Annotated in this window: 24 protein-coding genes and 1 tRNA gene; 16 read left to right on the top strand and 9 right to left on the bottom strand. The window is 65.7% G+C overall.

Going from position 1 to position 25993, the window contains the following annotated elements:
- The first annotated feature begins 113 nt into the window (after nt 1-113).
- From ACU0AG_RS02450 to ACU0AG_RS02420, 7 genes are all read left to right on the top strand, one after another.
- Complete coding sequence (locus tag ACU0AG_RS02450; RefSeq protein WP_482780670.1) at nt 114-1313, top strand: LL-diaminopimelate aminotransferase; 1200 nt, start codon at nt 114-116, stop codon at nt 1311-1313.
- Between the two features lie 121 nt (nt 1314-1434).
- A complete protein-coding gene (locus ACU0AG_RS02445; protein WP_482780669.1) occupies nt 1435-2049 on the top strand; it encodes a hypothetical protein in 615 nt (204 codons plus the stop codon).
- Nucleotides 2050-2076: 27 nt separating this feature from the next.
- Nucleotides 2077-2421, top strand: coding sequence for a hypothetical protein (locus ACU0AG_RS02440; protein WP_482780668.1), 345 nt, complete (start codon nt 2077-2079; stop codon nt 2419-2421).
- Nucleotides 2418-2933: a hypothetical protein gene (locus ACU0AG_RS02435; protein WP_482780667.1), complete on the top strand. Its 516-nt coding sequence runs from the start codon at nt 2418-2420 to the stop codon at nt 2931-2933. The genes ACU0AG_RS02440 and ACU0AG_RS02435 overlap by 4 nt, the downstream gene beginning before the upstream one ends.
- A 67-nt stretch (nt 2934-3000) precedes the next feature.
- On the top strand, nt 3001-3423 hold the full coding sequence (locus ACU0AG_RS02430) for a JAB domain-containing protein (RefSeq protein WP_482780666.1): 423 nt from the start codon (nt 3001-3003) through the stop codon (nt 3421-3423).
- Nucleotides 3420-3815, top strand: a complete 396-nt coding sequence (locus ACU0AG_RS02425) for a winged helix-turn-helix domain-containing protein (protein ID WP_482780665.1) — start codon at nt 3420-3422, stop codon at nt 3813-3815. The genes ACU0AG_RS02430 and ACU0AG_RS02425 overlap by 4 nt, the downstream gene beginning before the upstream one ends.
- An 81-nt stretch (nt 3816-3896) precedes the next feature.
- A complete protein-coding gene (locus tag ACU0AG_RS02420) occupies nt 3897-4721 on the top strand; it encodes a crotonase/enoyl-CoA hydratase family protein (protein ID WP_482780664.1) in 825 nt (274 codons plus the stop codon).
- 11 nt (nt 4722-4732) lie between these two features.
- Here the strand turns inward: ACU0AG_RS02420 and arsH are convergent, their stop codons facing one another.
- From arsH to ACU0AG_RS02390, 6 genes are all read right to left on the bottom strand, one after another.
- Nucleotides 4733-5485 (bottom strand): arsenical resistance protein ArsH, encoded by a 753-nt coding sequence (gene arsH, locus ACU0AG_RS02415; RefSeq protein WP_482780663.1) that lies wholly within the window; start codon nt 5483-5485, stop codon nt 4733-4735.
- Nucleotides 5482-6537 (bottom strand): ACR3 family arsenite efflux transporter, encoded by a 1056-nt coding sequence (gene arsB, locus ACU0AG_RS02410; RefSeq protein ID WP_482780662.1) that lies wholly within the window; start codon nt 6535-6537, stop codon nt 5482-5484. Before arsB ends, arsH begins: the two co-directional genes overlap by 4 nt.
- Complete coding sequence (locus ACU0AG_RS02405) at nt 6534-7052, bottom strand: arsenate reductase ArsC (RefSeq protein ID WP_482780661.1); 519 nt, start codon at nt 7050-7052, stop codon at nt 6534-6536. Before ACU0AG_RS02405 ends, arsB begins: the two co-directional genes overlap by 4 nt.
- Nucleotides 7045-7413: an ArsR/SmtB family transcription factor gene (locus ACU0AG_RS02400; protein WP_482780660.1), complete on the bottom strand. Its 369-nt coding sequence runs from the start codon at nt 7411-7413 to the stop codon at nt 7045-7047. Before ACU0AG_RS02400 ends, ACU0AG_RS02405 begins: the two co-directional genes overlap by 8 nt.
- 164 nt (nt 7414-7577) lie before the next feature.
- A complete protein-coding gene (locus ACU0AG_RS02395) occupies nt 7578-8117 on the bottom strand; it encodes a hypothetical protein (RefSeq protein WP_482780659.1) in 540 nt (179 codons plus the stop codon).
- Nucleotides 8118-8463: 346 nt separating this feature from the next.
- Nucleotides 8464-9243: an acyl-CoA thioesterase gene (locus tag ACU0AG_RS02390; protein ID WP_482780658.1), complete on the bottom strand. Its 780-nt coding sequence runs from the start codon at nt 9241-9243 to the stop codon at nt 8464-8466.
- Between the two features lie 138 nt (nt 9244-9381).
- Here ACU0AG_RS02390 and ACU0AG_RS02385 point away from each other — a divergent pair.
- Nucleotides 9382-9455, top strand: a tRNA-Cys gene (locus ACU0AG_RS02385).
- A 17-nt stretch (nt 9456-9472) separates the two neighbouring features.
- Here the strand turns inward: ACU0AG_RS02385 and ACU0AG_RS02380 are convergent.
- Nucleotides 9473-11197: an N-acyl-D-amino-acid deacylase family protein gene (locus ACU0AG_RS02380; RefSeq protein ID WP_482780657.1), complete on the bottom strand. Its 1725-nt coding sequence runs from the start codon at nt 11195-11197 to the stop codon at nt 9473-9475.
- Nucleotides 11198-11306: 109 nt separating this feature from the next.
- Here ACU0AG_RS02380 and ACU0AG_RS02375 point away from each other — a divergent pair, with 109 nt between their 5' ends.
- Nucleotides 11307-12194, top strand: coding sequence for an NAD(P)H-binding protein (locus ACU0AG_RS02375; RefSeq protein WP_482780656.1), 888 nt, complete (start codon nt 11307-11309; stop codon nt 12192-12194).
- Here the strand turns inward: ACU0AG_RS02375 and ACU0AG_RS02370 are convergent.
- Together ACU0AG_RS02370 and ACU0AG_RS02365 are read right to left on the bottom strand one after the other, a co-directional pair.
- Nucleotides 12191-14131: a beta-galactosidase gene (locus tag ACU0AG_RS02370; RefSeq protein WP_482780655.1), complete on the bottom strand. Its 1941-nt coding sequence runs from the start codon at nt 14129-14131 to the stop codon at nt 12191-12193. The genes ACU0AG_RS02375 and ACU0AG_RS02370 overlap by 4 nt on opposite strands.
- Nucleotides 14101-16191 carry an alpha-galactosidase gene (locus tag ACU0AG_RS02365; RefSeq protein ID WP_482780654.1) on the bottom strand — a complete coding sequence of 697 codons (2091 nt, stop codon included), beginning with the start codon at nt 16189-16191 and terminating at the stop codon, nt 14101-14103. The genes ACU0AG_RS02370 and ACU0AG_RS02365 overlap by 31 nt, the downstream gene beginning before the upstream one ends.
- Nucleotides 16192-16293: 102 nt before the next feature.
- Here ACU0AG_RS02365 and ACU0AG_RS02360 point away from each other — a divergent pair, with 102 nt between their 5' ends.
- From ACU0AG_RS02360 to ACU0AG_RS02330, 7 genes are all read left to right on the top strand, one after another.
- Nucleotides 16294-17763: a sodium:solute symporter family transporter gene (locus ACU0AG_RS02360; protein WP_482780653.1), complete on the top strand. Its 1470-nt coding sequence runs from the start codon at nt 16294-16296 to the stop codon at nt 17761-17763.
- A gap of 31 nt (nt 17764-17794) precedes the next feature.
- On the top strand, nt 17795-18970 hold the full coding sequence (gene galK / locus ACU0AG_RS02355; RefSeq protein WP_482780652.1) for a galactokinase: 1176 nt from the start codon (nt 17795-17797) through the stop codon (nt 18968-18970).
- 83 nt (nt 18971-19053) lie between these two features.
- Nucleotides 19054-20046, top strand: a complete 993-nt coding sequence (locus tag ACU0AG_RS02350) for an ArsR/SmtB family transcription factor (RefSeq protein ID WP_482780651.1) — start codon at nt 19054-19056, stop codon at nt 20044-20046.
- Nucleotides 20043-20975, top strand: coding sequence for a methylenetetrahydrofolate reductase [NAD(P)H] (gene metF, locus ACU0AG_RS02345; RefSeq protein ID WP_482780650.1), 933 nt, complete (start codon nt 20043-20045; stop codon nt 20973-20975). Before ACU0AG_RS02350 ends, metF begins: the two co-directional genes overlap by 4 nt.
- The gene (locus tag ACU0AG_RS02340) at nt 20972-22015 is read left to right on the top strand and encodes a homocysteine S-methyltransferase family protein (RefSeq protein ID WP_482780649.1); all 1044 of its coding nucleotides are present in this window, start codon (nt 20972-20974) and stop codon (nt 22013-22015) included. Before metF ends, ACU0AG_RS02340 begins: the two co-directional genes overlap by 4 nt.
- Before the next feature lie 94 nt (nt 22016-22109).
- A complete protein-coding gene (gene metH, locus ACU0AG_RS02335) occupies nt 22110-24722 on the top strand; it encodes a methionine synthase (RefSeq protein WP_482780648.1) in 2613 nt (870 codons plus the stop codon).
- 31 nt (nt 24723-24753) lie between these two features.
- The gene (locus ACU0AG_RS02330; protein WP_482780647.1) at nt 24754-25962 is read left to right on the top strand and encodes a serine hydrolase domain-containing protein; all 1209 of its coding nucleotides are present in this window, start codon (nt 24754-24756) and stop codon (nt 25960-25962) included.
- Nucleotides 25963-25993 lie beyond the last annotated feature (31 nt).

Here is a 25993-nt window from a genome sequence, read left to right as displayed (position 1 = left end):
CCGTGCGTGCCGCAATTGGCGAAAACGCCTTCCCTCTCCCCGCGAACTTCGCCAAGGGGGATTCCGGCGCGCGAGGCTCATCAAGGCGCCGCAAGACAAGGTGATGACAGACGATGAATGACCAGTTCTATCGCATGAAGCGGATGCCCCCGTATGTGATTGCGGAGGTCAACGCCATGCGTCATGCCGCGAGGCTTGCGGGGCAGGACATCATCGACCTTGGCATGGGCAACCCCGATCAGCCCCCGCCGCAGCACGTGATCGACAAGCTGTGCGAAGTGGCGGCCAAGCCCGATGCGCACGGCTATTCGCAGTCCAAGGGCATTCCCGGCCTGCGCCGTGCACAGGCCGGCTACTACGCCCGCCGCTTCGGGGTGGAGCTCGATCCCGAAACCGAAGTGGTGGTGACGATGGGGTCGAAGGAGGGGCTGTCCAGCCTCGCCACGGCGATCATTGCGCCGGGCGATGTGGTGCTGGCCCCCAACCCCAGCTACCCGATCCACACCTTCGGCTTCATCATTGCAGGCGCCACGATCCGTTCGGTGCCGACCACGCCCGATGACCATTACTGGGAATCGCTCGAACGGGCGATGAACTTCACCGTCCCGCGGCCCAGCGTGCTGGTGGTTAGTTATCCCTCTAACCCCACGGCCGAGACGGTCGAACTGCCCTTCTATGAAAGGCTGGTCGCCTGGGCGAAGGAAAACCAGGTCTGGATCGTCAGCGATCTGGCCTATTCCGAGCTTTATTTCGATGGCAAGCCGACCCGCTCGATCATGGAAGTGCCGGGGGCGAAGGATGTCGCGATCGAGTTCACCTCGATGTCCAAGACCTATTCGATGGCGGGCTGGCGGATGGGCTTTGCCGTGGGTAACCGCAAACTGATCGCGGCGCTGACGCGGGTGAAGTCTTACCTCGATTACGGTGCCTTTACCCCGATCCAGGCCGCGGCCTGTGCCGCGCTGAACGGCCCGCAGGACATTATCGAAAGCAACCGCCAGCTGTATCACAAGCGCCGCGATGTGATGGTCGAGGCTTTCGGCCGCGCCGGATGGGATATCCCCGCGCCGCCAGCCTCGATGTTCGCCTGGGCACCCCTGCCGCCCGCGCTCAAGAGCATGGGCAGCCTCGAATTTTCCAAGCAATTGCTGACCGAGGCACAGGTCGCGGTGGCGCCGGGCGTCGGCTATGGCGAGAACGGCGAAGGCTTCGTGCGGATCGCGATGGTCGAAAACGAACAGCGGCTGCGGCAGGCTGCGCGCAACATCAGGCGCTATCTGCAATCGAAGGGCGTCAACAGTCCGGGGGGCTGACCGGCATGTGACCCGCGTCGTTTGACGGGGCGCAAGGCGCTTCTATCCAAAACGGAAGAAATCCTGTCCATATTGCGTTAGACAGCGTGATAACAGGGATCAACTGCTGGAGGATTGATCGATGTTGTCCGGAGCCGCACGCCGGCTGACCGACAGACAGCGCGCCGTTATGGAGCGCATCGACAGGCGCGTGCCGATCAAGGTGATCGCGCAGGAACTCGGCGTGTCCGAAACCCGCATCAACCAGCACATCCGCGCCCTGAAGGATGTTTACGAAGCGGCCAGCCTTGGCGAACTGGTTGAAAACTACCGCGCCACTCTGGCCCCTGAAGAAGGTGCAGGGGGCGATTCGCCAGACGCCGCCGCAACCCCGCCTGAAGATCTGCCCGAAGACCTGCGCGCGCCCTTCAGCGAAGTTGCATACAACAAAAAGCAGATTTTCGCGGAGGCCGATCAGGGGTTTCTGCCGGACCGGGATGACCCGGGCCGATTGGTCCTGAGCGATGCGAGGCCCCTGATCGAACAGGCGCCCTGGCTCAGGCCGGGAGAACCGCGGGTTGTCCCCGGAGTGCTCGACGGTGAGCATGCCGTTCTGTTCCGGCTGGGGGCGATCGTCGGGATCGCTTCGGGGATTCTCGCGGCGGTGGTGCTGACTGTGGTCGCCGCTGTCACCCTGAGCAACGCGACAGAAGGCAAGGCCACCGTCTCCGTGGAAAATGCCAAAGTCGCAGGCTGAGCACCGCGGCGGGTCGAAAGAACTGCAATGACCGATCGTATCCTGAGCGACGCTCACAATCTCAAGAAACTGATCCGCGAAGCCGAGGCGCTGGCCGATGAGGCGATCATCGCCATGGCGCGCCTGAAGCAGGCCATGCTCGCCGCGCGGCAGAACCCCGAAGTCGAGGTGCACACCGGCCAGCGCGCGCTGATGCGGCTGACCGAAGCCGAATCGCAGGCGCTGTCGATGTCGACCAACCTGCTGCGGGTGCATGACGAACTCAGCAAGGTCGCCCGCGTCCACGCCGGTGGCGATGGTGGCATGCCGACCGAAATCCCGGCCACCGCGGTTGCCGCGCCGGAACGTCCGGCTGCCCTGAACGCGGCTTGATTGCAGGCCTCATGATCCTCGATCTGTTCAACGAATACCGGGTTGTGGCCCAGCATATCGCCAGTGTCATGCTGGCACTGGCGATATGGCGCTGGGGGGCAGGCCCGGAACGGTGGCTGATCGGTATCTTCGTGGTCGCGATGGTCGTGCCGATCTATATGTTCCGGACGCTGGCGCTCGGCAATATCCACTTCGGCCCGCTCGCCTGGGTGGGGGTCACAATCGATGCCGCCGCGCTGGCGGCCTTCGTGCTGGTCGCGCTCAACGCCAACCGCAATTACCCGCTGTGGGTCGCCGGTTTGCAGCTGGTGGCGGTGGGCGCGCATGGCGCACGCGGGATGATGGATTCGATTTCGCCGTTTGCCTACCTGCTGCTGTCGGTGGGGCCCGCCTATGGCCAGCTGCTGCTGATCTTCGGCGGTTTTGTGCGCCATGTCCGGCGGCGGCAGCGCTTCGGCGACTATCGCGACTGGCGGATCACCGCCACCCGGCCGCCGCACTTCCAGACCTGATCCATGCTGCGGGAGCTTGCGTCCTGATGCTGCCTGAACCGTTCTCGCCCTGCGCAGGTGCGCCATCGTGGTGATCGCCGCGCTCCAGACCCGCCAGCAGGCCAGAGCGCCGCAGGCCGACGGGCTGTCCGCGCTGGTCGCCTATCTCGGCAAGGTGGTGTTGGCACCGGGCAGCAGCCACGAACGCGGCCATGTGATCTTTCTTGATGAAGGGCGTTCCTACCTCGGCGATACGGCGATCGGCATGGGTAGCTTCAGCGCCCTGTCGCTGCGGATGCGCGAGGTGTTCGGCGAGGCTCTGCGGCTGGGCGCGCGGGGCATGATCCTTGCCCATAACCACCCTTCGGGCGATTGCCGCCCGAGCGGGTCTGACATCGCAGCCACCCGCCGGCTGGCCGAAATTGCGCGGGCGCTCGATATCGAGCTGATCGACCATCTGATCTTCACCACAGAGGCGGTCTATTCGATGCGCGCCGGAGGGCTGCTGTGAATGCCCCCGTCACGCAGGGCGGCTTTCCCGGCCCTGATGCGGTGATGCCGCGCTTTCGCGAGGCGGGGGATGTGACGCTCGACCTGTTTCACCGCGACGGGCGGATCGACGGGCGCTGGCTGGGCCTGCACCCGCGCGAATTCGCGCTGCTGTGGCGGCTTGCCGAAACGCCGGGCGAGCGCCTGACCCGCCGCGATCTGCTGGCCGAGGTATGGCGCATCCATATCGAACCGGAAACCAACAGCGTCGCCGTGCACGTGGCACGGGTGCGGGCCAAGCTGGAACCTTTCGGCCTTGCCCGCCTGATCGCGACCCATCCCGAAGGCGGCTATTTCCTCGATGCGCCGCCGGGGCAGGGCGGCTTTGCGCTGGCACCCGTCACCCCTGCCTGAGCCGCCGCACGGCTCTGGACTTGAGGCAGGGCTTGCGCCAATCTTGCGGGCAATCATCACGCCTTGAGGGATCATCCAGCCATGTCCGCCACCGCCACTGCCACCACGATCGCCAATGACCGCGTCGCCATTGATCTTGGCGAGGATGGCGTCGCCGAGGTGCGGTTTGTGCGGGCGGACAAGATGAATGCGCTCGATCACGAGATGTTCGAACGCATCATCGAAGCGGGCCACGCGCTCCAGCGGATGAAGGGCCTGCGCGCCGTGGTGCTTTCGGGCGAGGGGCGAGCGTTCTGCGCCGGGCTCGACCTGTCGAACTTCTCGCGCAAGCCGGCTGAGGACGAACCCGGCCTGACCGAACGCACCTATGGCAATGCCAACCGCCCGCAGCAGGTGGCGATGCAGTGGCGCAAGCTGCCGGTGCCGGTGATCGCCGCAGTGCACGGGGTGTGCTTCGGCGGCGGGCTTCAGATCGCCAGCGGCGCGGATATCCGCATCGTCCACCCCGCAACCCGCATGGCGATCATGGAGATGAAGTGGGGGCTGGTGCCCGACATGGGCGGCTATGCCCTGTGGCGGGGCCTCGTGCGCGACGACGTGCTGCGCGAACTGATCTACACCAACCGCGAATTTTCAGGCGCGGAGGCGCAGGTGCTTGGCCTTGCGACCTATTGCGATGAAAACCCCCGCGAACGCGCGCTGGAAATCGCGCGCACCATCGCACTCAAGAACCCCCACGCGATCCGCGCCGCCAAGCGGCTTCAGGCCGGCATGTGGGAGCGCGAGACCGATGCGATCCTGATGGAGGAAAGCATCGAACAGCACGCCATCATGCGCAGCCGCAACCAGGTCGAAGCGGTGATGGCCGAAATGGAACGCCGCAAGCCGAACTTCGAAGACGTCTGAGGCCCCGCCGCTCAGCGGTCTGCGGTCAGCCCCGCCTTGTCCGCAGGCGTGGCGACCGGGTGATCGCGCTCGACCCGTTCGGAATAGCGATCGACCAGCAGCTCCGCATGGGGGCGCAGCAGCACGGTGAAGCGCACCAGTTCCTCCATCACATCGACGATCCGGTCGTAATAGGCGGACGGCTTCATCCGCCCGGCATCGTCGAACTCCTCGTAAGCCTTGGCGACCGAGGACTGGTTGGGAATGGTGAACATCCGCATCCAGCGGCCGAGGATGCGCAGCGTGTTGACCGTGTTGAAGCTCTGCGATCCGGCGTTGACCTGCATCACCGCGAGCGTGCGGCCCTGGGTGGGGCGCAGGCCCTTGTAGGCGAGCGGCAGGTGATCGATCTGCGCCTTCATGATGCCGGTGATGGTGCCGTGCCGTTCGGGGCTGCACCACACCTGCGCCTCTGACCACAGCGAATGTTCGCGCAGTTCGTGGACGGCCGGGTGATCGTCACCGGCATATTGATCGGGGAGTGGCAGGTCCGATGGATCGAAGATCCGCGTCTCGCAGCCGAAGAACTGCAGCAGCCGCGCTGCCTCCTCCACCGCAAGGCGCGAAAAGGAGCGTTCCCTGAGCGAGCCGTAAAGCAGCAGCACGCGGGGCGGCGGGTCCATCGGGCCAAGGCCGAGCGCCGGGCGGGCATGGACATAGTCAGGCTTAAGCGCAGGCAGATGCGCCGGATCGGGCAGCGGGCGCAGGCGGGTGTGCCGGGTCATGCTGTCTCTCCGGGAAAGCGGGCGCGGGTGCGGTTGGCGAATGCGACCAGCGAGAGCATCACCGGCACTTCGACCAGCACGCCCACCACCGTGGCGAGCGCCGCGCCGCTCGACAGGCCGAACAGCCCGATGGCGACCGCGACTGCCAGCTCGAAAAAGTTCGAGGTGCCGATCAGCGCACAGGGCGCGGCGATGGCGTGGGGCACCCGCCACATGTAGGCCCAGGCATAGGCGGCGGCGAAGATGCCGTAGGACTGGATGATGATCGGCACCGCGATCAGCGCGATCAGCAAGGGATTGGCGATGATCGTGCCCGCCTGAAACGCGAACAGCAGCACAACTGTCGCCAGCAGGCCGATGATCGACCACGGCTTCAATCGCGCGGTGAAGCTTTCGACCGCGGCTGCATCCCCGCCGTGGCCGGCGATCACCCGTCCGCGGGTCAGCGCCCCGGCCACCAGCGGGATCACCACGTAGAGCAGGACCGACAGCAGCAGCGTCTCCCACGGCACGACAATTGCGGTCACGCCCAGCAGCAGCGCGACGATGGGCGCAAAGGCGATGATCATCACCAGATCGTTCACCGAAACCTGCACCAGCGTGTAGGCCGGATCGCCCCGCGTCATCTGCGACCACACGAACACCATCGCGGTGCAGGGCGCCGCGCCCAGCAGGATCAGCCCGGCGATGTATTCCTGCGCGTCGGCACGGGGAAGCAGGCCGGCGTAGAGATAATCGAAGAACAAGACGCCAAGCGCCGCCATGGTGAAGGGCTTGACCAGCCAGTTGATCACCAGCGTGATCACCAGCCCCTTGGGCTTCCTGCCGATGTCGCGGATGCTGCCGAAATCGACCCCGACCATCATCGGGAAGATCATCGCCCAGATCAGACCTGCGACCACGAGATTGACCGAGGCATATTCCAGCCCCGCCAGCACGCCGACCGCTTCGGGTGCGACAAGGCCCAGACCCAGCCCGGCGAGGATCGCCAGCAGCACCCAGACGGAAAGATAGCGCTCGAACAGGCCGAGCGGCGAAGCCTCGGCGCTCATGCCGCACCTTCCATCGCGCCGATTTCGGCCAGCGCGGCCTGCAATTGCCGCCCGTCCAGCCCCGCCCGGTCCAGCGCAAGGAAGGCCCGCACCCGCATTTCCAGCAAGCGCCAGGTCTCTTCGAAGGCGGCGTCCACCTCCGCATCGGTGCCGGTCGCTTCGGCAGGGTCAGGCAGGCCCCAATGCGCCTTCAGCGGGCTGCCGGGGAAGACCGGACACGCCTCCCCCGCCGCATTGCCGCAGACCGTGATCGCAAGGTCGATCGGGGGCGCATCGGGAGCGGTGAATTCATCCCAGCTCTTGGAGCGGAACTGCGCGGTGTCGATCCCGCGCCGCGCCAGCAGCCGCAACGCACCGGGATGCGGCACGCCCTTCGGTTTGCTCCCCGCGCTGAAGGCCCGCACGCCGCCTTGCCTTGGGCCTTCACCCAGATGATTGAACAGCGCCTCGCCAAGGATCGAGCGGGCGGAATTGCCGGTGCACAGCACCAGCACGGTGAAGCGCGTATCAGACATCGCAATTCCGCAGTTCAGGGGTTCGGGAGGTCATTGCGGCCATCATGTCACCGCACATTTCCGGCGCGCCCTGACAGCAATCCTGCATCAGGAAGGTCAGCAGGCGGCGCATCCCGGCAAAGTCGGCGCGATAGTGGATCAGGCGGCTCTCGCGCTGCGACTGCACCAGCCCGGCGCGCTCCAGCGTGGCAAGGTGGTGCGACATGGTGGAGGGCGGGACACCGCAATCCTCGGCAATCGCGCCTGCGATCATGCCGCCGGGGCCAGCCTTCACCAGCATCCGGAACACGGCAAGCCGCGTCTCGTGCGCCAGCGCACCCAGCGCATCCACCGCCCAGACCTGCGTGCTCAGATCATCCATCACCGCCACCTTTCGAGAAATATCGAAATACCTGTTGACGGAGAGACTTCAAGCCATAATTCGAAAACTATCGAATATTCGGGCGACAGCCACCCTGACCGGCGTCCGCTTTCGGGAGCGGGGCGGATGCTGCGGAATGTCGGGAGGTGGGTGGGAAGCTGCCGTCAAAAACTGAACTGAATTTCGGATTTCTGAACCAAAGCCTCCGCAGCAGAGAACTTCGGCACATCGGTGTCCTGGCTCTCTTTCCAAAGGTCCAGCTTGCAACGGTCAGGCAGCCGTAACCTTCGCTTGAGCCAATCACCGGCGGGTCCACTTGCCAATACATCGCGCATGGCCGCGAGCCCTGCGGAGCCACCCAGCCTGTCGAAGGCGGCATTGTCTTCTGCGCTAGCGATGATGGACAGCCAAAGCTGAGAGTATCCCCGCACGTATTCATCGTCGTGATCGGTAGAGATGTCACGCGGTGCCATAAGGCTCTCGGCAAACCGCTGCTTTGCATCCGAATGACGGTTCTCAAGGATCATCAGCAGGCCATCGGTTGCCAAGCCTATAGCATAGTATGGGCGTTCTGATCGACCAAGATAGCGATCAGACCATCGCCGAGCCTTGAGAAGATTGCGCCGGTCCAAATAGTAGCCCGTCAGAATGAAAGGAATGCTCCCCCGCAAGAGATTAAATAACGTCAGGCGGTTAGGGTTCATAGACAGGAGATTAGCAAATCCGCCAATGACGACAACGGGGTCGTTTCCAGAATGTCCGCTTTTGGCCGGGCGAGGCCAAAGCCGCCATCCCCAACCCGTCGTGGCACCGTGTCGGGCACGGGGCGACGAGGGGGCGGGGTGGTTTCCTACATGCCTGTCGTTGACTAAAGCGGCAGGCGGCTCATTCACATCGCTGGCGGGGTGGTCGCAAGACCGCAGCGGGGCAAACGGGGGCTGCTTCCCCTGTCCGTCCGCAGGGCGTTCTTCGGCCTAAATTCTTGAAGAAGAAACAATAATCGCGACGCTCTCAGGGTGACAGGGTGTCACCTTTGTCACCTGCAGTGCATCATCCGAACACGGCCACACACTGGATCCCGTCGAGCACCTGGCGCCCTTCGGTGTCCCACATCCGCAGCCGTTCCGATGAATAGCCGGCATCGGCGTGCTGGCTGGCGTTTTCGGCGAGATACCAGCCGTCCTGCGACCGGCTTTCGGTGTCGAGCACGTTGAACGACCAGTTGATCGAACTGATCGGGCCGACGCGGCGCATGGCGCGCATTGCGCCGGGCGGCATGACATCGCCCATCAGCACCAGTTTGGACACGGGGTCGAGATCGTGCGCCTCGGTCAGGCGGGCCCAGCGCCGCACGGTCGCGCCGCGGCCTTCGCCCTTGGGCTGGCCGTAGCGCAGCTCGAAATTCTTGGCGACGAAGCTGGGCGCGAAGCTGTGCGTCACGATTTCGTTGTCCTGCGGCAGGCCGGGCCAGTTTTCGGGCGGGGCGGCAGGGTGCAGGGCGTTGGCCTCGCGTCCTTCGGCAAACAGCCAGAAGGCCGACAGGGCGATTTTGCCCTCGCTGCGGATTTCGCTGCGCACCTGCGTGACGTTGCGGCCCTGCCGGATGATTTCGGCGGCGAGTTCGATGTCCTCGCCCACTGGCGCGACAAAGGCGACCTGTGCGGCACGCAGCGGCGGCAGGCCGGTAAAGGCACGGGTGGCCATGGTGTAGGCGACCAGCGCCGATGCGCCGCCATAGAGGGTGCGTCCCTGCATCCAGTCCTGTGCGTGGGCAAGGCGGGCGGGGCCGGGCTGGCCGGTGACGGGTTCGAGCAGGCTGGCAATGGTCATGCCCGCTGCCATGCCGCGCTGCGCTGCGCCCGTCCAGACTGACGTTGCGTCAACAGGAGTGCAGTAATCATGCGTTGCCAAGCCCGCGCCGAATCGCTAGTGGCCCCGCTCTGTCCGCGGCTTTGTCCCGGATGGCTCGGCCCGATGGCGGAGTGGTTACGCAGAGGACTGCAAATCCTTGCACGCCGGTTCGATTCCGGCTCGGGCCTCCACCTCCCCCCTGACACAATCAAGCGGCGGCGCGATAGGCTGCGCCGCGCACCAGCTGGCCCGGACGCGCTCCGGTGGACTGGTCGAAGCGGCGGATCACCTCGCCCGCCACGATGGTCGCCTCGTAGCCGGTGGCGCGCTGGTGGAGGCGGCGGCCGCCTGCGGGCAGATCGCGGATGACTTCGGGCAGGTGGAGCGTCAGGCCATCAAGGTCGATCACGTTGCAGTCCGCCCGCCCGCCGACGCGCAGCGTGCCGCGATCATCAAGGCCCACCGCCCGCGCGGCCTTGGCACCGAGCATGTGGACCGCCTCGGCAAGGCCAAGCGACAGGTCGCCCTGCTGCTGCACGAAGCGGGTGAGAAGGTAGGTCGAATAGCTGGCGTCGCAGATCGCCCCGTAATGCGCGCCGCCATCGCCAAGGCCGGGGACGCAATAGGGGTGGCGCAGCATTTCGTGGGCGCTGGCGAGGCTGGCGTTCTCGTAATTGCCCAGCGCCGCGAGGAACAGCCCGCGCCCCTCGGTCTCCAGCAGGCGGTCATAGGCGATCTCCTGCGGGGTGCAGCCCCTGGCAGCGGCCTGCCCGGCCATGCTCATATGCGCAGGCGGCGCATAATCGGGCGGATTGTCGAGCGGGAACAGCCAGCGCCAGTTGCGGGCGAGTTCGTTGAAGGGGTGGCCGGGGGTGAAATCCTCGGACAGCAGCGCCGCGCGCAGGGCCGGATCGCGCATCGCGGCGACCTGTTCGGGGATGGGCAAGTGGGCGATCTTGCTCCAGCTCGGGCACAGCACGAAAGGATGCACCGTGAGTTCCAGTCCCGCAATCAGCCCGATCGGGCGCGGCATCACCTGGGCATGGGCAATGCCGCCCGCAGCATTGGTCGCCTCGAGCATTTCCAGCACCCGCCGCCAGCGCGGAGGCGCGTCATTGCCGGAGGCAAGGGTAAAGGTCGCCGGGCGGCCAGATGCGGCGATCACCCGCTCGATCACGCGGTATTCCTTGTCCCACCCGACAAAGGCATCGAGCACCACCTGGAACGTCCCCGCGCCGACATCACCCATGCCGCGGGTGATCGCTTCCAGTTCGGCAATGTCGGTATCGAAGGTCGGGATCGCTTCCCCATCGGCGGTCTTGTGGATGCTGAGGCGCGAGGTGGCAAAGCCGATCGCGCCGGCGCGCATTGCCTCGGCGGTCAGGTGGCGCATCAGGGCGAGATCATCCTCGGTGGCGACCTCGCGCGCCGCGCCGCGTTCTCCCATGGCATAGACCCGCAAGGGAGAATGCGGCAGGTAGGCGGCAATATCGATGTCGCGCTTTCCGGCGGCGACGGTGTCGAGATATTCAGGGAAGGTCTCCCAGTCCCACGGCAGGCCTTCGGTCATCACCACGCCGGGGATGTCCTCGACCCCTTCCATGACGTTGATCAGCATGTCGTGATCGGACTTGCGGCAGGGCGCAAAGCCGACCCCGCAATTGCCCATCACCGCCGTGGTGACCCCGTGCGAGGAGGACGGCGACAGCTCCTCGGCCCAGATGCACTGGCCATCATAATGGGTGTGCACGTCGATAAAGCCGGGGGTGACGATCTTGCCCTTGGCGTCGATCTCCTCCGCGCCGCGCCCGAGGCCCTTGCCGATCGCGGCAATCCGCCCGCCGCTGATCGCAACATCGCCATCGACCAGATCGCCGCCCGTGCCATCGGCAATCGTGCCGCCGCGGATCACCAGATCAAACTCAGCCTGCATGGCGCTGCTCTCCCGTCGCTCGCTCGCTCGCGAAGCCGAGGCTGGCCGAGAACGGTGGCGGCGGCAACTCCTACTTTTGTGTCGGGAAAGGCCGCGCTAGGGTGCGGGCATGACCGCATCCCGCACCACGCCGCGCCGCATCCTGATCGCAGGTGCAAGCGGGACGATCGGATCGGCGGTGGTGCGGCAGTTGCAGGCCGATGGCGAGGCGGTGACCGTGCTGCCCCGCTCCGCCCTGGCCGATGCAGGTGCGCTTGCGGCGTTCATGGCCGGGGCGCGCGCAGAGGTTGTCATCTCCTGCATCGCATCGCGCTCGGGCGCACCCAAGGATGCCGAGGCGGTCGATTACCGTGCCAACCTCGCCGTGCTGAATGCGGCGCAGGCGGCAGGCGCGCGGCAGTTCATCCTGCTGTCGGCGATCTGCGTGCAGAAGCCGCTGCTCGCCTTCCAGCACGCCAAGCTGAAGTTCGAGGCGGCCCTGGCGCAAAGCGGGATCGGCTACACCATCGTCAGGCCCACGGCGTTCTTCAAATCGCTGTCGGGACAGGTAGGCCGTGTCAAGGCGGGCAAGCCCTTCCTGATCTTCGGCGACGGGAACCTCACGCGCTGCAAGCCGATCAGCGACGGCGATCTGGCGCGGTTCATCGCGGGGTGCATCGACAATCCCGAGACGCTGGGCAAGATCCTGCCCGTTGGCGGTCCCGGCCCTGCGATCAGCCTGCGTGATGCGGGCGAATTGCTGTTCGCGGCGGCGGGCAAGGCGCCGAAGTTCACTTCGGTCTCGCCCGGAATGTTCACCTTTGCCGCACGGCTGCTGGGCCTTGGCGCGGGGGTTTCCGGCTGGCTTGCCGAGAAAGCCGAATATGCACGCATCGCGCATTACTACGCGACCGAAAGCATGCTGGTGCTCGATCCGGCGACGGGAGATTACTCCGCCGACCTCACGCCGGAGTTCGGCAGCGAGACGCTGGCGGATCATTACCGGAAACTGATCTAAAGCGGCGCGATGTGCCAGTCGGCAGGATCGAGGGTCTCGCCGAGGTGCGGCACGAACACTTGCCCGGCGGAATAGTTGAAGGTGAACAGGTGGCTGGCGCTGCGGCGCACGCGAATGCCTTGGGGCAGATCGAGCACGTCGAGCCCCGCTTCGCCCGCCATGCGTTCGACCAGCAGCCGCAGCAGCGCGCGGTCGGGCCAGATCGCGCAGTAGCGGATGTTGTTGTTGCGGCACACGACCTTGCGACCGGCCAGATCCTCGACATCCGGTATGAGACGGCACAGCACGTCTTCACGCCAGCGGGTGATGTGCCAGCCATCAGGCTCTGCCGTGCCGGGTTCGGCGATCCCGTCGCGCAGGGATTCGACACGGGTGACTGTCAGCGGGATCAGCGCCTTCAGTGCCCCGGGCGCAAGGCCATCGGGGATCCGGAAACTGTCCGTCTTGCTGCCTGACCTCGGCCCCAGCAGGACGGGGCAATCCAGCGCTGCCAACCGCCCGGCAAAGCCGTCCGGCACGATTGGCAGGGTCGGCACCACGACCATCCGGTAGCCCGCCAGATCGGCGTCCGGCGACACAATATCGACATCCAGCCCCCGCGCCCGCAATGCCGAGTAGTGTTCGAACACCAGTTCCAGATAGCGGAACGATTGCCCCTGCGGCTGGATGCCGATCACCCATGCGGCCTCATAGGAAAACACCAGCGCCACCGGAGCTTTTGCCACGGCTTGCGGGCCGATCTCTGCCAGCATCGCCGCTGCCCGCTTCACTTCAGGCACGGCCTCGGCCTCGGTGCTGTCGGGGCGGAGCAGGCCGGCATGCATCTGTTCCTGCGCGAAGGGGGCCTGCCGCCAGCGGAAATAGGATGTGAACTCGGCCCCGTGCGCGGCGGCTTCCAGCGTCCACAGGGCGACCATTCCCGGTAGCGGCGCGGGATTGAAGCGCGCCCAGTTCACCGGCCCCGGCTGCTGTTCCATCACGCCCCAGCGCCGGTTCGAGCACCCGCGATAAAGATCGTGGTGGAACGCAGCGATGTCGGGGTGCCCCTGCCTCAGATACGCGGCTTTTTCCTGCGCAGAGAACCAGAACTGTTCGAGGAAGCCGAGCGGATAGGAATCCCACGTCGCCACATCGATATCGCGGCCCACGGTGTGATGATCGAACTCGGTGAAGAAGCCCATGAAATTGTGGGTGATGTCCACGCCGGGGGCATGGGCGCGGATGATCGCCACTTGCTCGCGGTTGAAGCTCGCCACCTGATCCGAGGCGAAGCGGCGGTAGTCGAGCCAGTGCGCGGGGTTTGCCTCGGTCACGGTGAGGTGCGGCGGATCGATCTCGGCGAAGGAGCGGTATTCCATGCTCCAGAACACATTGCCCCAGGCTTCGTTGAGCGCGGCGATGGTGCCGTAACGCGCCGCCAGCCAGCCCCGGAACGCCGAAGCCGCCGCGTCCGAGAAACTCAGCACTGTGTCGTGGCAGCCATATTCATTGTCGGTCTGCCACATCGCAATCGCCGGGTGCGCGCCGTATCGCTCTGCCAGCGCGGTCACGATCCGGCGGCACTCGGCGCGATAGCCTTCATGGCTGAAGCAATAGTGCCGCCGCGATCCGAAGCCCCTCGGGCGGCCCTGTTCGTCGATGGCGACCATGTCGGGCATCCGGTCCACCAGCCACTTGGGCGGCGTGGCGGTGGGGGTGCCGAGGATGATCTGAAGTCCTGCGGCCGCCAGCGTCTCGATCGCGCGGTCGAGCCAGCCCCAGTCGTAATGCCCCGGTTCGGGCTCGATCCGGCTCCACGCGAATTCGCCGATGCGGACGAGGCTGAGGCCCATGGCCGCCATGCGCCGTGCATCTTCGGGCCACATGTCTTCGGGCCAGTGTTCGGGATAGTAGCAGCAGCCGAGTTTCACGAGAGCGTCTCCAGCGCGATCAGCCACGCGGTTTCGGGATGGGTGAGGGGCAGGGCAAGGCCATGGGTCATCAGCGCGCTGCCGGTCAGGGTGATCCCGGCGCGCCATTGATCGGCATTGGCGAGGTAGTGGCGGGCTTTTGCCGGCCAGGGTTCGGGCAGGGTGACGCGGTAGCGCGCCTCCGGCACCAGCCCTGCAAGGCGCACCGGCGCGGCGTCGAACAGGGGCGAGAAAGCGGTCTGTGCGGCAAGCGCCAGCGCCTTGCCCTGATGCGTCACCATCATTGCGGTCACGTTCGGGTCGGGATGCGCGAGGCGGTGGAGCGCGCCTTCATGCAGCACCCCGCGCCAGTCCTTGTAGAGCGCGATGTGCGCGGCGAGGATTGTGCGCTCCCTTTCGGTCATGCGGGCCGGATCAGCCTCGACTCCCATGTGCCCGAACAACGCAACCTTGGCGCGAAAATCCATGGCGAGCCGCCGACCCGTGATCGGATTGGGCGAGGGGCCGACATGGCTGCCGAGCACTTCGAGGGGGAGAAACTGGCTCCACGCCGGGATGATGCGCAGCCGCTCGATGGCGTCGTTGTTGTCCGATGGCCAGACGCGGGTGCAGCGGGCCAGCACACCGAAGTCGATCCGTCCCCCGCCGCTGGAACAGCTTTCGATCTCCACGGCGGGGTGCGCGGCGCGCAGGGCATCGAGCAACGCGTAGAACCCCTGCGTCTGCCCCGTTGCTGCGGGAAACAGATCGCGGTTGTGATCCCATTTGAGATAGGCGATCGGGTATTCGCCGAGCAGCGCATCAATGCGTTCGAACAGGTATTCGCGCACCTCGGTGCGGGCCATGTCGAGCACCAGCTGGCCGCGCATCGTCGGCCGCGCACCGCCTTCGATATGCAGACACCAGTCGGGATGCTGCCGGTAGAGGTCGCTGTCGGGGGAAACCATTTCCGGCTCAACCCACAGGCCGAAATCCATGCCGAGTTGGTGGACACGGGTGATGATCGGCGCGAGGCCATCGGGAAAGACATCGGGCGATACGAACCAGTCGCCGAGGCTGGTGGTATCGTCCCTGCGCCCGCCAAACCAGCCATCGTCCAGCACGAAGCGTTCGACCCCCAGCGCCGCCGCACTTTCGGCAAGGGCGATCAGCGCAGGCTCGGACAAGGCAAAGCCCAGCGCCTCCCACGAATTGAGATGGACCTTGCGCGGCCCCCAGTCCTTGCGGTTCGGCAGGACGCTGTGACGCAGGTGGCGGTGAAAGGTCTGCGCCAGCGCGCTGCGGTCCGGCGCGAGGGCAAAAAGCACCGGTTGCCCGCCGAATGCGCCCCGGGGTTCGATCCTCTCGCCGCCCTGCGCCAGCGCCGCCCCGATTTGCAGCATCGCCCGCCCATCGCCCGATCCGGCATTGTCGCAGATGATCCGGGTTTCGTGATCCGCGCTGGTGGCAAGATGTGCACCCAGCACCTCCTCACCCGCGTGAAGCAACAGCCAGTTGCCCCCGCCGAAGCCGGGCTTGCCCCCGGCCGACGTGCGGGCGAGGCCATTGGGGGCGATGGGCTGACGGCTTTCCTGCATCTCCCCCGCCCAGCGCCCGCTGAATGACGTGAAGCTGTCGAAACGCGGCGGGACGGGCAGGTTGAGCGAGGCGATATGTTCCAGGATGATCGCCTCGCCGCTTTCGTTCCAGCCTTCTGCAAGGCAGACAACGGCACCGCTTTCCTTGATTGCCCAATGGGTCGACACGTGGAGTCCGGCGCGTGCGTCCTCGAAACGGCAGGTCAACTCGCACCCGTCGTGGAACCATGAGGTCAGCCGGAAATCGGTCGAGATGGGCTCGCCCGTCACGCGTCGGAACCGGGCGGCCGGCGTGCCCTGCCAGCCAGCGGTGCGCTGCGGCCAGATGCCGGGAACCGGCGGCATATCGGGCTGGTTTTCGTGCCGCCCGCGCGCGGCAGCGGCGGCAAGGGCGGCGAGGTCTTCGCCATCGGGAAGGCGCGCACCGCAATAGACGACATCCGCTGCGCCGCCCGCTTCCAGTGCGAACACCAGCGTCAGCTCCGGGCCATCGCACCGCACGAAATCCACGCCCGAACTCCCTCCCGCGCCGGTGATGATCTGCCCCCCAAGGCTTGTCCGGCTGACTGTAATGCGCTGTAACCGCCCCGGAGTGGAGGGGGAAGCGCGCAAATGTTCGATGCCATGCCGACGGGTAGCCTTGTGCAGATCGCGGTGTGCATCGCCCTGACCGCCCTTGTCGGCCTTGCGACATGGCTGACGATCCGGCGCGACCGGCACGATGGCTCGCGCCGGGATGTCTATCTGGCGGGCGGCAAGCTGAGCTGGCTGTTCGTGGCGGGATCGATCACGCTCACCAACCTTTCCACCGATCAGCTGGTAGGGATGAACGGCAACCAGATGGCCCTGCTGGCATGGTGGGAGATTGCCGGGTTTGTCGGGCTGATGATCCTCGCCTTCGTGTTTGTGCCGATCTATTATCGTGAAGGCTGCACGACCGTCACCGAGCTGCTCGAAAAGCGCTATGGCGGGCGCAGCATCCGCACGCTGATTTCGGGGCTGTTTCTGGCTGGAAACGTGCTGATCTATCTGCCTGCCGCGCTCTATTCGGGCAGTCTGTTCATGCAATCGCTGTTCGGCGAGGGCGTGCCGCTGCTGCTGTTTGCGGGCCTGCTGGCGGTGATTTCGGCAGCCTACACAATCTTCGGCGGCCTCAGGGCGGTGGCGGTGATGGACACGTGGTCGGGCATCGGCATCCTTGGCCTTGCGATGCTGATCGTGGTGCTGGGGCTGGCGGCGGTGGACTGGGACATCGTCACCGGCGTTCCGGCAGAGCGGATCACGATGATCGGCGGCCCCGACAGCCCGATCCCCTGGCAAACGCTGCTGACGGGGATGATCTTCATCCAGATCTTCTACTGGTCGACCAACCAGAACCTGACCCAGAAAGCGATGGCCGCGCCCAGCGTGCGCGAGGCGCAGAAGGGCGTGATGGTGGCCGCCATCATCCGCATCCTGATCGTGCCGCCGATCGTGGTGATCCCGGGGATTGTCGCCTTCAAGCTGTTCGGCGTGGTGGGCGACAAGGCCTATGGCATGCTGGTGGCCGAGATTCTGCCGCCATGGCTTTCCGGTGCCTTTGCCGCGATGGTTGCCGCCGCAGTGATCACCACCTTCAGTGCGGTGCTCAATTCCAGCGTGGCGCTCTATGCGGTCGATTTCCACGAACAGTTCGTGGGCGAGGTCAGGGATCACTGGCGGCTGGCAGCGGGTGTGTCCGTGCTGCTGACGCTTGCCGCAGTGCTGCTTGTGCCGATGTATCAATCCGCCACCAGCATCATCAACCTGCTCCAGCAACTCAACGGGCTCTTGTCGATGCCGATCCTCAGCGCCTTCATCGCGGGGCTGCTGTTCCGCAATGTCGGCGCGCCCGCCGCGATTGCAGGGGTGGTATGGGGCGTGGCGCTCTATGGCCTGTTCACCTTCCACCTTTCACCGGCGGGGATCATCACGCTTCATTACATCCACTTCATGGTAATAACTCTTGTGACAAGCGTGGCGGCGGCGCTGGCGTTCAACCGTGTTGTCCTGGGCAAACGCGCCACCTTTGCGCCGCGGGCCATGTTTGCAGGCTCTGCATGATGCACCGGGGCGCCGGGAGTTGGGGGAAGCAATGGATCGCCGCGAACGTCTGATCGCCCGCGCACGGCAAGGCTACCGGCTGGCCTACGGGGTCGAGCCGACACGGTTCGTATCGGCCCCCGGACGGATCAATCTGATCGGCGAATATCTCGACCACAATGATGGCTACGTTCTGCCTTGCGCGGTCGACCGCGACTGTATCGTTGCCATCGGCTCACCCCACAAGGATGCGCAGGTGCCCGTGATCGAGGCGGTGGCCATCGACATGGGCAGCGCCCGCGACAGGTTCGATCTCGGCGGAACGATCCAGCGGGGTGAGAACAACTGGCAGAACCACGTGCGCGGCGTCGTCCACGCGCTGGGGCGCTATGGCCACCGGGTCAAACCGATGCGGATCGCGATTGCCGGCGATGTGCCGATCGGCGTCGGGCTGGCGTCATCGGCGGCGTTCGGCGTGGCTGTCGCGCTGGCCTGTTCGGAACATTCCGGCCTCAGTCTCTCGGCCGAGATGCTGGCGCGGCTGGCGCTGATTGCCGAGCAGGATTTTGTCGGGGCCGCGAGCGGGGTCATGGACCACATGGCCGCAGCCGCCAGCACCGCAGATAACGCGCTGCTGCTCGATTGCCGGACGCTCCAGCACATGCCGATCCCGCTCCACCACGATCTGGCGATCAGCGTGATCGACACCGGCCTGCGCCGCAACATCGAAGACAACATAATCGGGCAGCGGCGCGAGGAATGCGCAGGCGCGGCGCTGCATTACGGCGTGAAGGCGCTCCGCGACCTGTCTCCGGATCTGCTGGAACAGGGACGTGCGGGGCTTGCCGACACGCTCTACGCCCGCGCCCGTCATGTCGTGTCGGAAATGCAGCGGGTCGAGCCGGTGGCGGTCGCGCTGGCCCATGGCGACACTGCCGCGCTTGCCGATCTGATGAGTGATGCGCACGAATCGCTGGCGCGGGACTTTGCCGTTTCGCTGCCGCAGGTCGATCAACTGGTCGGTATGGTGGCCGAAGCGCTCGGCAATGCGGGCGGGGTGCGCTTGACCGGTGCCGGGTTTGGCGGATGCCTGGTCGCAGTGACCGGTCAGGCCGCCGCGACAGCGATCGACGATGCCGTGGCGCGCTATAACGCCAAGGCCGATCTGCCTGCGCGGGTCGAACAATACCGCGCCAGCAAGAGAGCGGCGCCGATCGTCACCGGGTGAAAGGGTGCCCGCCGCGCTGATTCTGCGCGGGTTCGTGCCGAGGGTGATTTACAGATATAAAAATATCTTTATATGCTCCGCGCATGGTGATCGAGGACATCTTCAAGGCGCTGGGCGATCCGACGCGGCTGCGCATTGCGCGATTGCTGGGGACGATGGAGCTGGCGGTTGGCGAACTGGCGCAGGTGCTGGGGCAAAGCCAGCCGCGGGTTTCGCGCCATGTCGGGATCCTGTGCGACGCAGGTCTGGCCGAGCGCCGGCGCGAGGGCAGCTGGGTGTTCCTGCGGCAGGCCGGGGCGGACGAACAGGCGACCCCGGTGATCGAGGCGACCCAGCGTCTGCTGGCGGTTGCCGAACAGTCCGAACCCGATTTCGCTGCCTTGTGCGAAGCCGACCGGCGCAAGCTCGCCGCGATCCGCGAAGCGCGCGAGGCCGCGGCGGAGACCTATTTCGCCCGTCACGCCGGTGAATGGGATGATCTGCGCGCGCTCCACAGCGCCGATGACGAGGTCGAACGGCGGCTGGCCGACGCGTTGGCGGACAGCCCGCTCGGAGCGCTGCTCGATATCGGCACCGGAACCGGCCGCATGGCGGAACTCTTCGCCGACCGCGCCGAGCGGGTGGTCGCGCTCGACAAGAACCTCGAAATGCTGCGCGTGGCGCGGGCCAAGCTGCAACATCTTCCGGCCGCACGGATCGAGCTGGTGCAGGGCGATTTCGCCGATCTGCCGTTTGCCGATGCCAGTTTCGACACGGTGCTGCTGCATCAGGTGCTGCACTTCGCCCCTGATCCTGCCCCTGCGCTGACCGAGGCGGCCCGCGTGTTACGCGGCGGCGGTCGCATCGCGATTGTCGACTTTGCCAGCCATGACCGCGAGGAACTGCGCACCCGCCACCAGCACGCCCGCCTCGGCTTTTCCGACCGCCAGATGGCCGATCTGCTCAAGGCGGCCGGTTTCACCGCTGCCCCTCCTCTGGCGCTCGAAGGCGGGGAGTTGGTGGTCAAGATCTGGACCGCCAAACGCCGCAACCTTCCCGCTTCTGCCAAGACCCCCGCTCTGGAAACTGCCCGATGACCCCGACCCTGTCGCAACTCCACGAATACCGTACCGCCACCGATGCGCCGCTGTTTTCCGGCCTGCCGGGCGATGTGGCTGTCAGCTTCGAATTCTTCCCGCCCAAGAGCGAGAAGATGGAGGCCCAGCTGTGGGATGCGGTGACCCAGCTGAAGCCGCTGGCGCCCAGTTTCGTCTCGGTCACCTATGGCGCGGGCGGCTCCACCCGCGAGCGCACCCATGCCACGGTCGCGCGGATCATCGCCGAGGCCAAGCTGCCCGCTGCCGCGCACCTCACCTGTGTGGCTGCCAGCAAGGCGGAAATCCGTGAGGTGGCCGAACAATACTGGGAAGCGGGCGTGCGCCATATCGTGGCGCTGCGCGGTGATGCGGGCGAGCCCGGTGCGCCCTTCACCCCGCATCCCGAAGGCTATGCCAGCGCAGCGGAGCTTGTCGCAGGCCTCAAGGCCATTGCCCCGTTCGAGATCAGCGTGGCGGCCTATCCCGAAACACACCCCGACGCGGCGAGTCCGCAGGCGGATATCGACAATCTGAAGCGCAAGCTGGATGCCGGTGCCACCCGCGCCATCAGCCAGTTCTTCTTCTCGGCCGAAACCTTCTTCCGCTTCCGCGACGCCTGTGCCGCAGCCGGGATCGACGCAGCTATCCTGCCGGTGACCAACGTGGCCCAGGCGCGCAAGTTTGCCTCGGCTTGCGGGGCGGCGATTCCGGCATGGATGGACGGATTGTTCGAAGGTCTCGACGAACAGCCTGCCGCGCGCCAGCTGGTCGCGGCCACCGTCGCCGCTGAGCTGTGCCGCCGGCTCTACGCGGGCGGGGTGCGCGATTTCCACTTCTACACCCTGAACCGCCCCGATCTGGCCTATGCGATCTGCCACCTGCTGGGCAAACGCCCCCATCAAGCCGCCTTGGCCGGAGAAGCCGCATGAGCGCCCGTGAACGCCTGCTCGCCGCCGCTGCAAACCGCGTGCTGATCTTCGACGGCGCCTTCGGCACGCAGATCCAGAACCGCAAGCTGACCGAGCAGGACTACGCGGGTGATCTTGGTCTTGCCGCCGATCAGAAGGGCAATAACGACATTCTTGCCCTGACCCGGCCCGATGTAATCGCGGACATCACCCGCTCCTATCTGGATGCCGGATCGGACGTGGTCAGCACCAACACTTTCTCGGCCAACCGCATCAGTCAGGCGGATTATGCGGCGGAAGGCCTGGTGCGCGACATCAACCTGGCGAGCGGCAGGATTGCCCGCGCGCTGGTCGAGGAATACGAGGCGAAGGATGGCCGCCCGCGTTTCGTCGCCGGCGCCATCGGCCCGACCAACAAGACGCTTTCGCTCAGCCCCGATGTCGAAGACCCGGGTTTCCGCGAGATCGACTTTGACGAGCTGGTCGCGGTCTACAAGGAACAGGCCGCCGCGCTGGTCGAAGGCGGTGTGGACTTCATCCTGATCGAAACCGTGTTCGATACCCTCAACGCCAAGGCCGGCATCATGGCGGTCAAGCAGCTGGAACGCGAGTTGGGCCGGGACATCCCGGTGATGATCTCGATGACGCTCACCGATCTTTCGGGCCGCAACCTGTCCGGCCACACGGTCGAGGCCTTCTGGTATGCGGTGCGTCATGCCAAGCCGCTGACAATCGGCCTCAATTGCAGCTTTGGCGCGGAGCAGCTGCGCCCGCATGTGAAGGTCTTGTCGCAGATCGCCGACACGCTGCTGATGATCTACCCCAATGCGGGCCTGCCCAACGAGCTTGGCGAATATGACGAGCAGCCGGAGACGACCGCAGGGCTGGTCAAGGACTGGGCCGATCACGGACAGGTCAACATCCTCGGCGGGTGCTGCGGATCGAGCCCTGCGCACATCGCCGCGATTGCCAAGGCGGTGGCGAACAGCAAACCGCGCGCCGTGCCCTCGCCCGAGCCGCAGATGCGGCTGGCCGGACTGGAAGCCTTCATCGCCGCCTAGGACGCCTGTGCCCGTTCGTGTCGAGCGAAGTCGAGACACATACACGGGGCCTCTCGACTACGCTTGAGGCGAACGGAATTGAGAACCTGAGAAAATGACCCAACCCTCCTCCTCCCGCTTCATCAATATCGGCGAGCGCACCAACGTCACCGGATCGGCAGCGTTCAAGAAGCTGATCATGGCGGGCGATTATGCCGCTGCTGTGGAAGTCGCGCGCCAGCAGGTCGAAAACGGCGCGCAGGTGATCGACGTCAATATGGACGAAGGCCTGCTCGATGCGGTCCACGCGATGACGACCTTCCTCAAGCTGATCGCCGCCGAGCCGGACATCGCCCGCGTTCCTGTGATGATCGACAGCTCGAAGTTCCACGTGATCGAGGCCGGGCTGAAGTGCGTTTCGGGCAAGCCCATCGTCAATTCGATCAGCATGAAGGAAGGCGAGGCCCAGTTCCTAGAGCACGCGCGCATCTGCATGGATTACGGCGCGGCGGTGGTCGTCATGGCCTTCGACGAGACCGGGCAGGCCGATACCAAGGCCCGCAAGGTCGAAATCTGCAAGCGCGCCTATGATCTGCTGGTGGCCGAGGGCTTCCCGCCAGAAGACATCATTTTCGATCCCAACATCTTCGCGGTCGCGACGGGCATTGAAGAGCACAACAATTACGGCGTCGATTTCATCGAGGCGGTCCGCGAATTGCGCGAACTGTGCCCGCACGCGCATTACTCGGGGGGCCTGTCAAACCTCTCCTTCAGCTTCCGAGGCAACGAGCCCGTGCGCCGCGCGATGCATTCGGTGTTTCTCTACCACGCGATCCCCGCCGGGCTCGACATGGCGATCGTCAACGCGGGGCAGCTGGACGTCTACGACCAGATCGACCCTGCCCTGCGCGAAGCCTGCGAGGATGTGATCCTCAACCGCGACCCCGACGCGACCGAACGCCTCATTACCCTCGCCGAAAGCTTCAAGGGCAAGAACGTCGCCGATGAAAAGGCCGCCGAGGAATGGCGCGGCTGGGCGGTCGAAAAGCGGCTCGAACACGCGCTGGTCAAGGGCATCGATGCGCACATCGTCGATGATACGGAGATCATGCGCGCTGAAATCGCGGCCAAGGGCGGACGGCCCATCGAGGTGATCGAAGGCCCGCTGATGGACGGGATGAACGTGGTCGGCGACCTGTTCGGTTCTGGCAAGATGTTCCTGCCGCAGGTGGTCAAATCCGCGCGCGTCATGAAGAAGGCGGTCGCTCACCTCATCCCCTTCATCGAGGCCGAAAAGGACTTGCTGCCCGAGGAAGACCGCAAGGCCAAGGGCAAGATCATCATGGCGACGGTGAAGGGCGATGTGCACGACATCGGCAAGAACATCGTCGGCGTCGTGCTCCAGTGCAACGGCTACGAGGTGATCGATCTGGGCGTCATGGTGCCCTGGCCCACGATCCTTGCCAGCGCCAATGACAACAAGGCCGACATGATCGGCCTCTCCGGCCTCATCACCCCCTCATTGGACGAGATGGTGACGGTTGCCGAGGAAATGCAGCGCGCCGGCATGACCATGCCGCTGCTGATCGGCGGGGCGACGACTTCCAAGGTGCACACCGCGCTGAAGATCGACCCTGCCTATGATGGCCCCGTCATCCATGTGCTTGACGCGAGCCGCGCGGTGGGCGTGGCCTCCAAGCTCCTCTCCGACACCCAGCGCGATGATTACGTCAGCGAAGTGGCGGGCGAATATGTCGCGGTGCGCGATGCGCGCAGCGGAAAGGGGCAGAGCGAATTGCTCACGCTCGCCGATGCCCGCGCCAACGGCTTCCAGATCGACCTTGCGGAAAAGCCCGATGCTCCCGCGCAGCCGGGCTTGCATGTGTTCGACGACTGGAGCCTCGAACACCTGCGCCAGTTTATCGACTGGACGCCGTTCTTCCGCGCCTGGGAACTCCACGGCAATTACCCCGCGATCCTGACCGACGAAGTGGTGGGCGAAACCGCGACCCAGCTTTTCGCCGATGCCAATGCGATGCTCGACCGGATCATCGCGGAAAAGTGGCTGACCGCGCGCGGTGCCTGTGGCCTGTGGCCTTGCGGGCGCGACGGGGACGACGTGGTGCTCGACAATGGCGTGCGCATCCCGATGCTGCGCCAGCAGGTCAAGAAGAGCCGCGACCGTGCGAACATGTGCCTTGCCGACTTCATCGACCCCTCGGGCGACTGGATCGGCGGCTTCGCGGTCGGCATCCATGGGATCGAGCCGCATTCGGCGCGCTTTCAGGCGGACAAGGACGATTATTCGGACATTCTGCTAAAGGCCCTGGCGGATCGCTTTGCCGAGGCCTTCGCCGAGGCGCTGCATCAGCATGTGCGCAAGTCCCTGTGGGGCTACGCGCCGCGCGAGCAGTTCGACAACGCTGCGCTGATCCGCGAGCAGTATCGCGGTATCCGCCCGGCGCCGGGCTACCCTGCGTGCCCCGATCACTCGCTGAAGCCGATCCTGTTCGATCTGCTCGATGCACCGAAGAACACCGGCCTGACCCTCACCGAAAGCTTCGCCATGTGGCCGACGGCGGCGGTGAGCGGCTTCTATTTCGGCCACCCCCAGGCCGAGTATTTCGGCGTCGCCCGCGTGGGCCGCGATCAGCTGGAGGATTATGCTGCGCGCCGGGGCGTCGATCTTGCGACGGCAGAACGCTGGCTCAGGCCGAATCTCGATTGACGCGCCGCGCGCGCGCGCGATGATGCGCGGCATGATCCGCCGCCTCCTCGCCGCTCTGGCGCTGCTCGCCCCGGTTGTCGCCCAAGCCGCCCCGCCGCCCGCGACGGTGCCAGCCACGGTCGTCGTGGCCTTCGACCGCGAGGCCATTACCCCGCTGATCGTCGAGGGGCTGGCGAACAAGGAGGCCGGCCGCGCCGTGGAGGCCAATGATCCGGTGCGGATCGCGAGCATCTCCAAGCTGATCATGGCGCTCACTGCGCTGCGGCTGGTGGACGAGGGCAAGGTCGATCTGGATCGCGATGTTTCAGATTACCTCGGGTGGAAGGTGCGATCGCCCTGGCATCCCGACGCGCCGGTGACGCTGGCGCACCTCCTGTCGCACCGGGCGGGGCTGTCCGACAAGGTGGGCTATGTCATCCCTTTGGGCGAAGGTCTGGAAGCGAAGTTCGCCGACCCAGCCTCATGGCGTGACACCGGCGCGCCGGGGGAGGCGGCGTTCGAGTATGCCAACCTCGGCTCGCCGCTGGTGGCGACCGTGCTCGAAGCGGCAAGCGGCGAGCGCTATGACCGGCTGGTGGAACGGCTCGTGTTCGCGCCGCTGGGCGTGAAGGCCTGCCTCAACTGGATCGGCTGCGGCCCGGACATGCAGGCGCGCGCCGTCACCCTCTACCGCCACACCGGCGAAGTCGCAGCAGACGGGCCGGACCGGCTGCCGCCCGCCTGCACGATCCCGGTGGCCGAGGGCGTCGAATGCAGCCTCGAAAACTATGTCCCCGGCACCAATGCCTCGATCTTCTCGCCGCAGGGGGGCGTCAGGATCGGGATGGTCGATCTGGCGACAATCGGGCAGGCGATGCTGGTAGACAAAGGGTTCGTCCGATCGCCTTGGGCCCGCCGTGCCTTTTTCGAAGCGGCCTTCGAAGACGGCGAGCCTGACAAGGGGTTCAAGCGTCACCCCAACCAGCAGATGTTCTGCGTATATGCCCTGCATGTCCAGTATATCGATCTCCCCGGCTCGCAGTGCGACGATGCGCTGTTTGGTGGCGAGACGACCCGGGCCGGTCATTCCGGCGAGGCCTACGGGCTGCTCTCGGGCCTGTGGATCGCTGCTGACGGCGCGCCCAGCTTTGCCTTTTTCACCACCGAGAACCCACCCCCGCCGGGCGGTGAGGAGACCGGCGGCTTTACGGAGCGCGAAAAGGCGCTGATGGCGCGGGCGCTTTCCTTGTTGTCCGATTGACGTCGGGCCGGAGGTCTGCGGTTCGCGCCAG

The organism is Erythrobacter sp. RANMB8 (genome assembly GCF_056848235.1).
Note: the sequence above shows the minus strand (reverse complement) of the source record. Positions and strands in the feature narration are given on the sequence as shown.

Coding starts and splice junctions, on each gene's coding strand:
- ACU0AG_RS02450 (WP_482780670.1), top strand. CDS start 114: ATGAATGACCAGTTCTATCGCATGAAGCGGATGCCCCCGTATGTGATT.
- ACU0AG_RS02445 (WP_482780669.1), top strand. CDS start 1,435: ATGTTGTCCGGAGCCGCACGCCGGCTGACCGACAGACAGCGCGCCGTT.
- ACU0AG_RS02440 (WP_482780668.1), top strand. CDS start 2,077: ATGACCGATCGTATCCTGAGCGACGCTCACAATCTCAAGAAACTGATC.
- ACU0AG_RS02420 (WP_482780664.1), top strand. CDS start 3,897: ATGTCCGCCACCGCCACTGCCACCACGATCGCCAATGACCGCGTCGCC.
- arsH (WP_482780663.1), bottom strand. CDS start 5,485: ATGACCCGGCACACCCGCCTGCGCCCGCTGCCCGATCCGGCGCATCTG.
- arsB (WP_482780662.1), bottom strand. CDS start 6,537: ATGAGCGCCGAGGCTTCGCCGCTCGGCCTGTTCGAGCGCTATCTTTCC.
- ACU0AG_RS02405 (WP_482780661.1), bottom strand. CDS start 7,052: ATGTCTGATACGCGCTTCACCGTGCTGGTGCTGTGCACCGGCAATTCC.
- ACU0AG_RS02400 (WP_482780660.1), bottom strand. CDS start 7,413: ATGGATGATCTGAGCACGCAGGTCTGGGCGGTGGATGCGCTGGGTGCG.
- ACU0AG_RS02395 (WP_482780659.1), bottom strand. CDS start 8,117: ATGAACCCTAACCGCCTGACGTTATTTAATCTCTTGCGGGGGAGCATT.
- ACU0AG_RS02390 (WP_482780658.1), bottom strand. CDS start 9,243: ATGACCATTGCCAGCCTGCTCGAACCCGTCACCGGCCAGCCCGGCCCC.
- ACU0AG_RS02380 (WP_482780657.1), bottom strand. CDS start 11,197: ATGCAGGCTGAGTTTGATCTGGTGATCCGCGGCGGCACGATTGCCGAT.
- ACU0AG_RS02375 (WP_482780656.1), top strand. CDS start 11,307: ATGACCGCATCCCGCACCACGCCGCGCCGCATCCTGATCGCAGGTGCA.
- ACU0AG_RS02360 (WP_482780653.1), top strand. CDS start 16,294: ATGTTCGATGCCATGCCGACGGGTAGCCTTGTGCAGATCGCGGTGTGC.
- galK (WP_482780652.1), top strand. CDS start 17,795: ATGGATCGCCGCGAACGTCTGATCGCCCGCGCACGGCAAGGCTACCGG.
- ACU0AG_RS02350 (WP_482780651.1), top strand. CDS start 19,054: ATGGTGATCGAGGACATCTTCAAGGCGCTGGGCGATCCGACGCGGCTG.
- metF (WP_482780650.1), top strand. CDS start 20,043: ATGACCCCGACCCTGTCGCAACTCCACGAATACCGTACCGCCACCGAT.
- ACU0AG_RS02340 (WP_482780649.1), top strand. CDS start 20,972: ATGAGCGCCCGTGAACGCCTGCTCGCCGCCGCTGCAAACCGCGTGCTG.
- metH (WP_482780648.1), top strand. CDS start 22,110: ATGACCCAACCCTCCTCCTCCCGCTTCATCAATATCGGCGAGCGCACC.
- ACU0AG_RS02330 (WP_482780647.1), top strand. CDS start 24,754: ATGATCCGCCGCCTCCTCGCCGCTCTGGCGCTGCTCGCCCCGGTTGTC.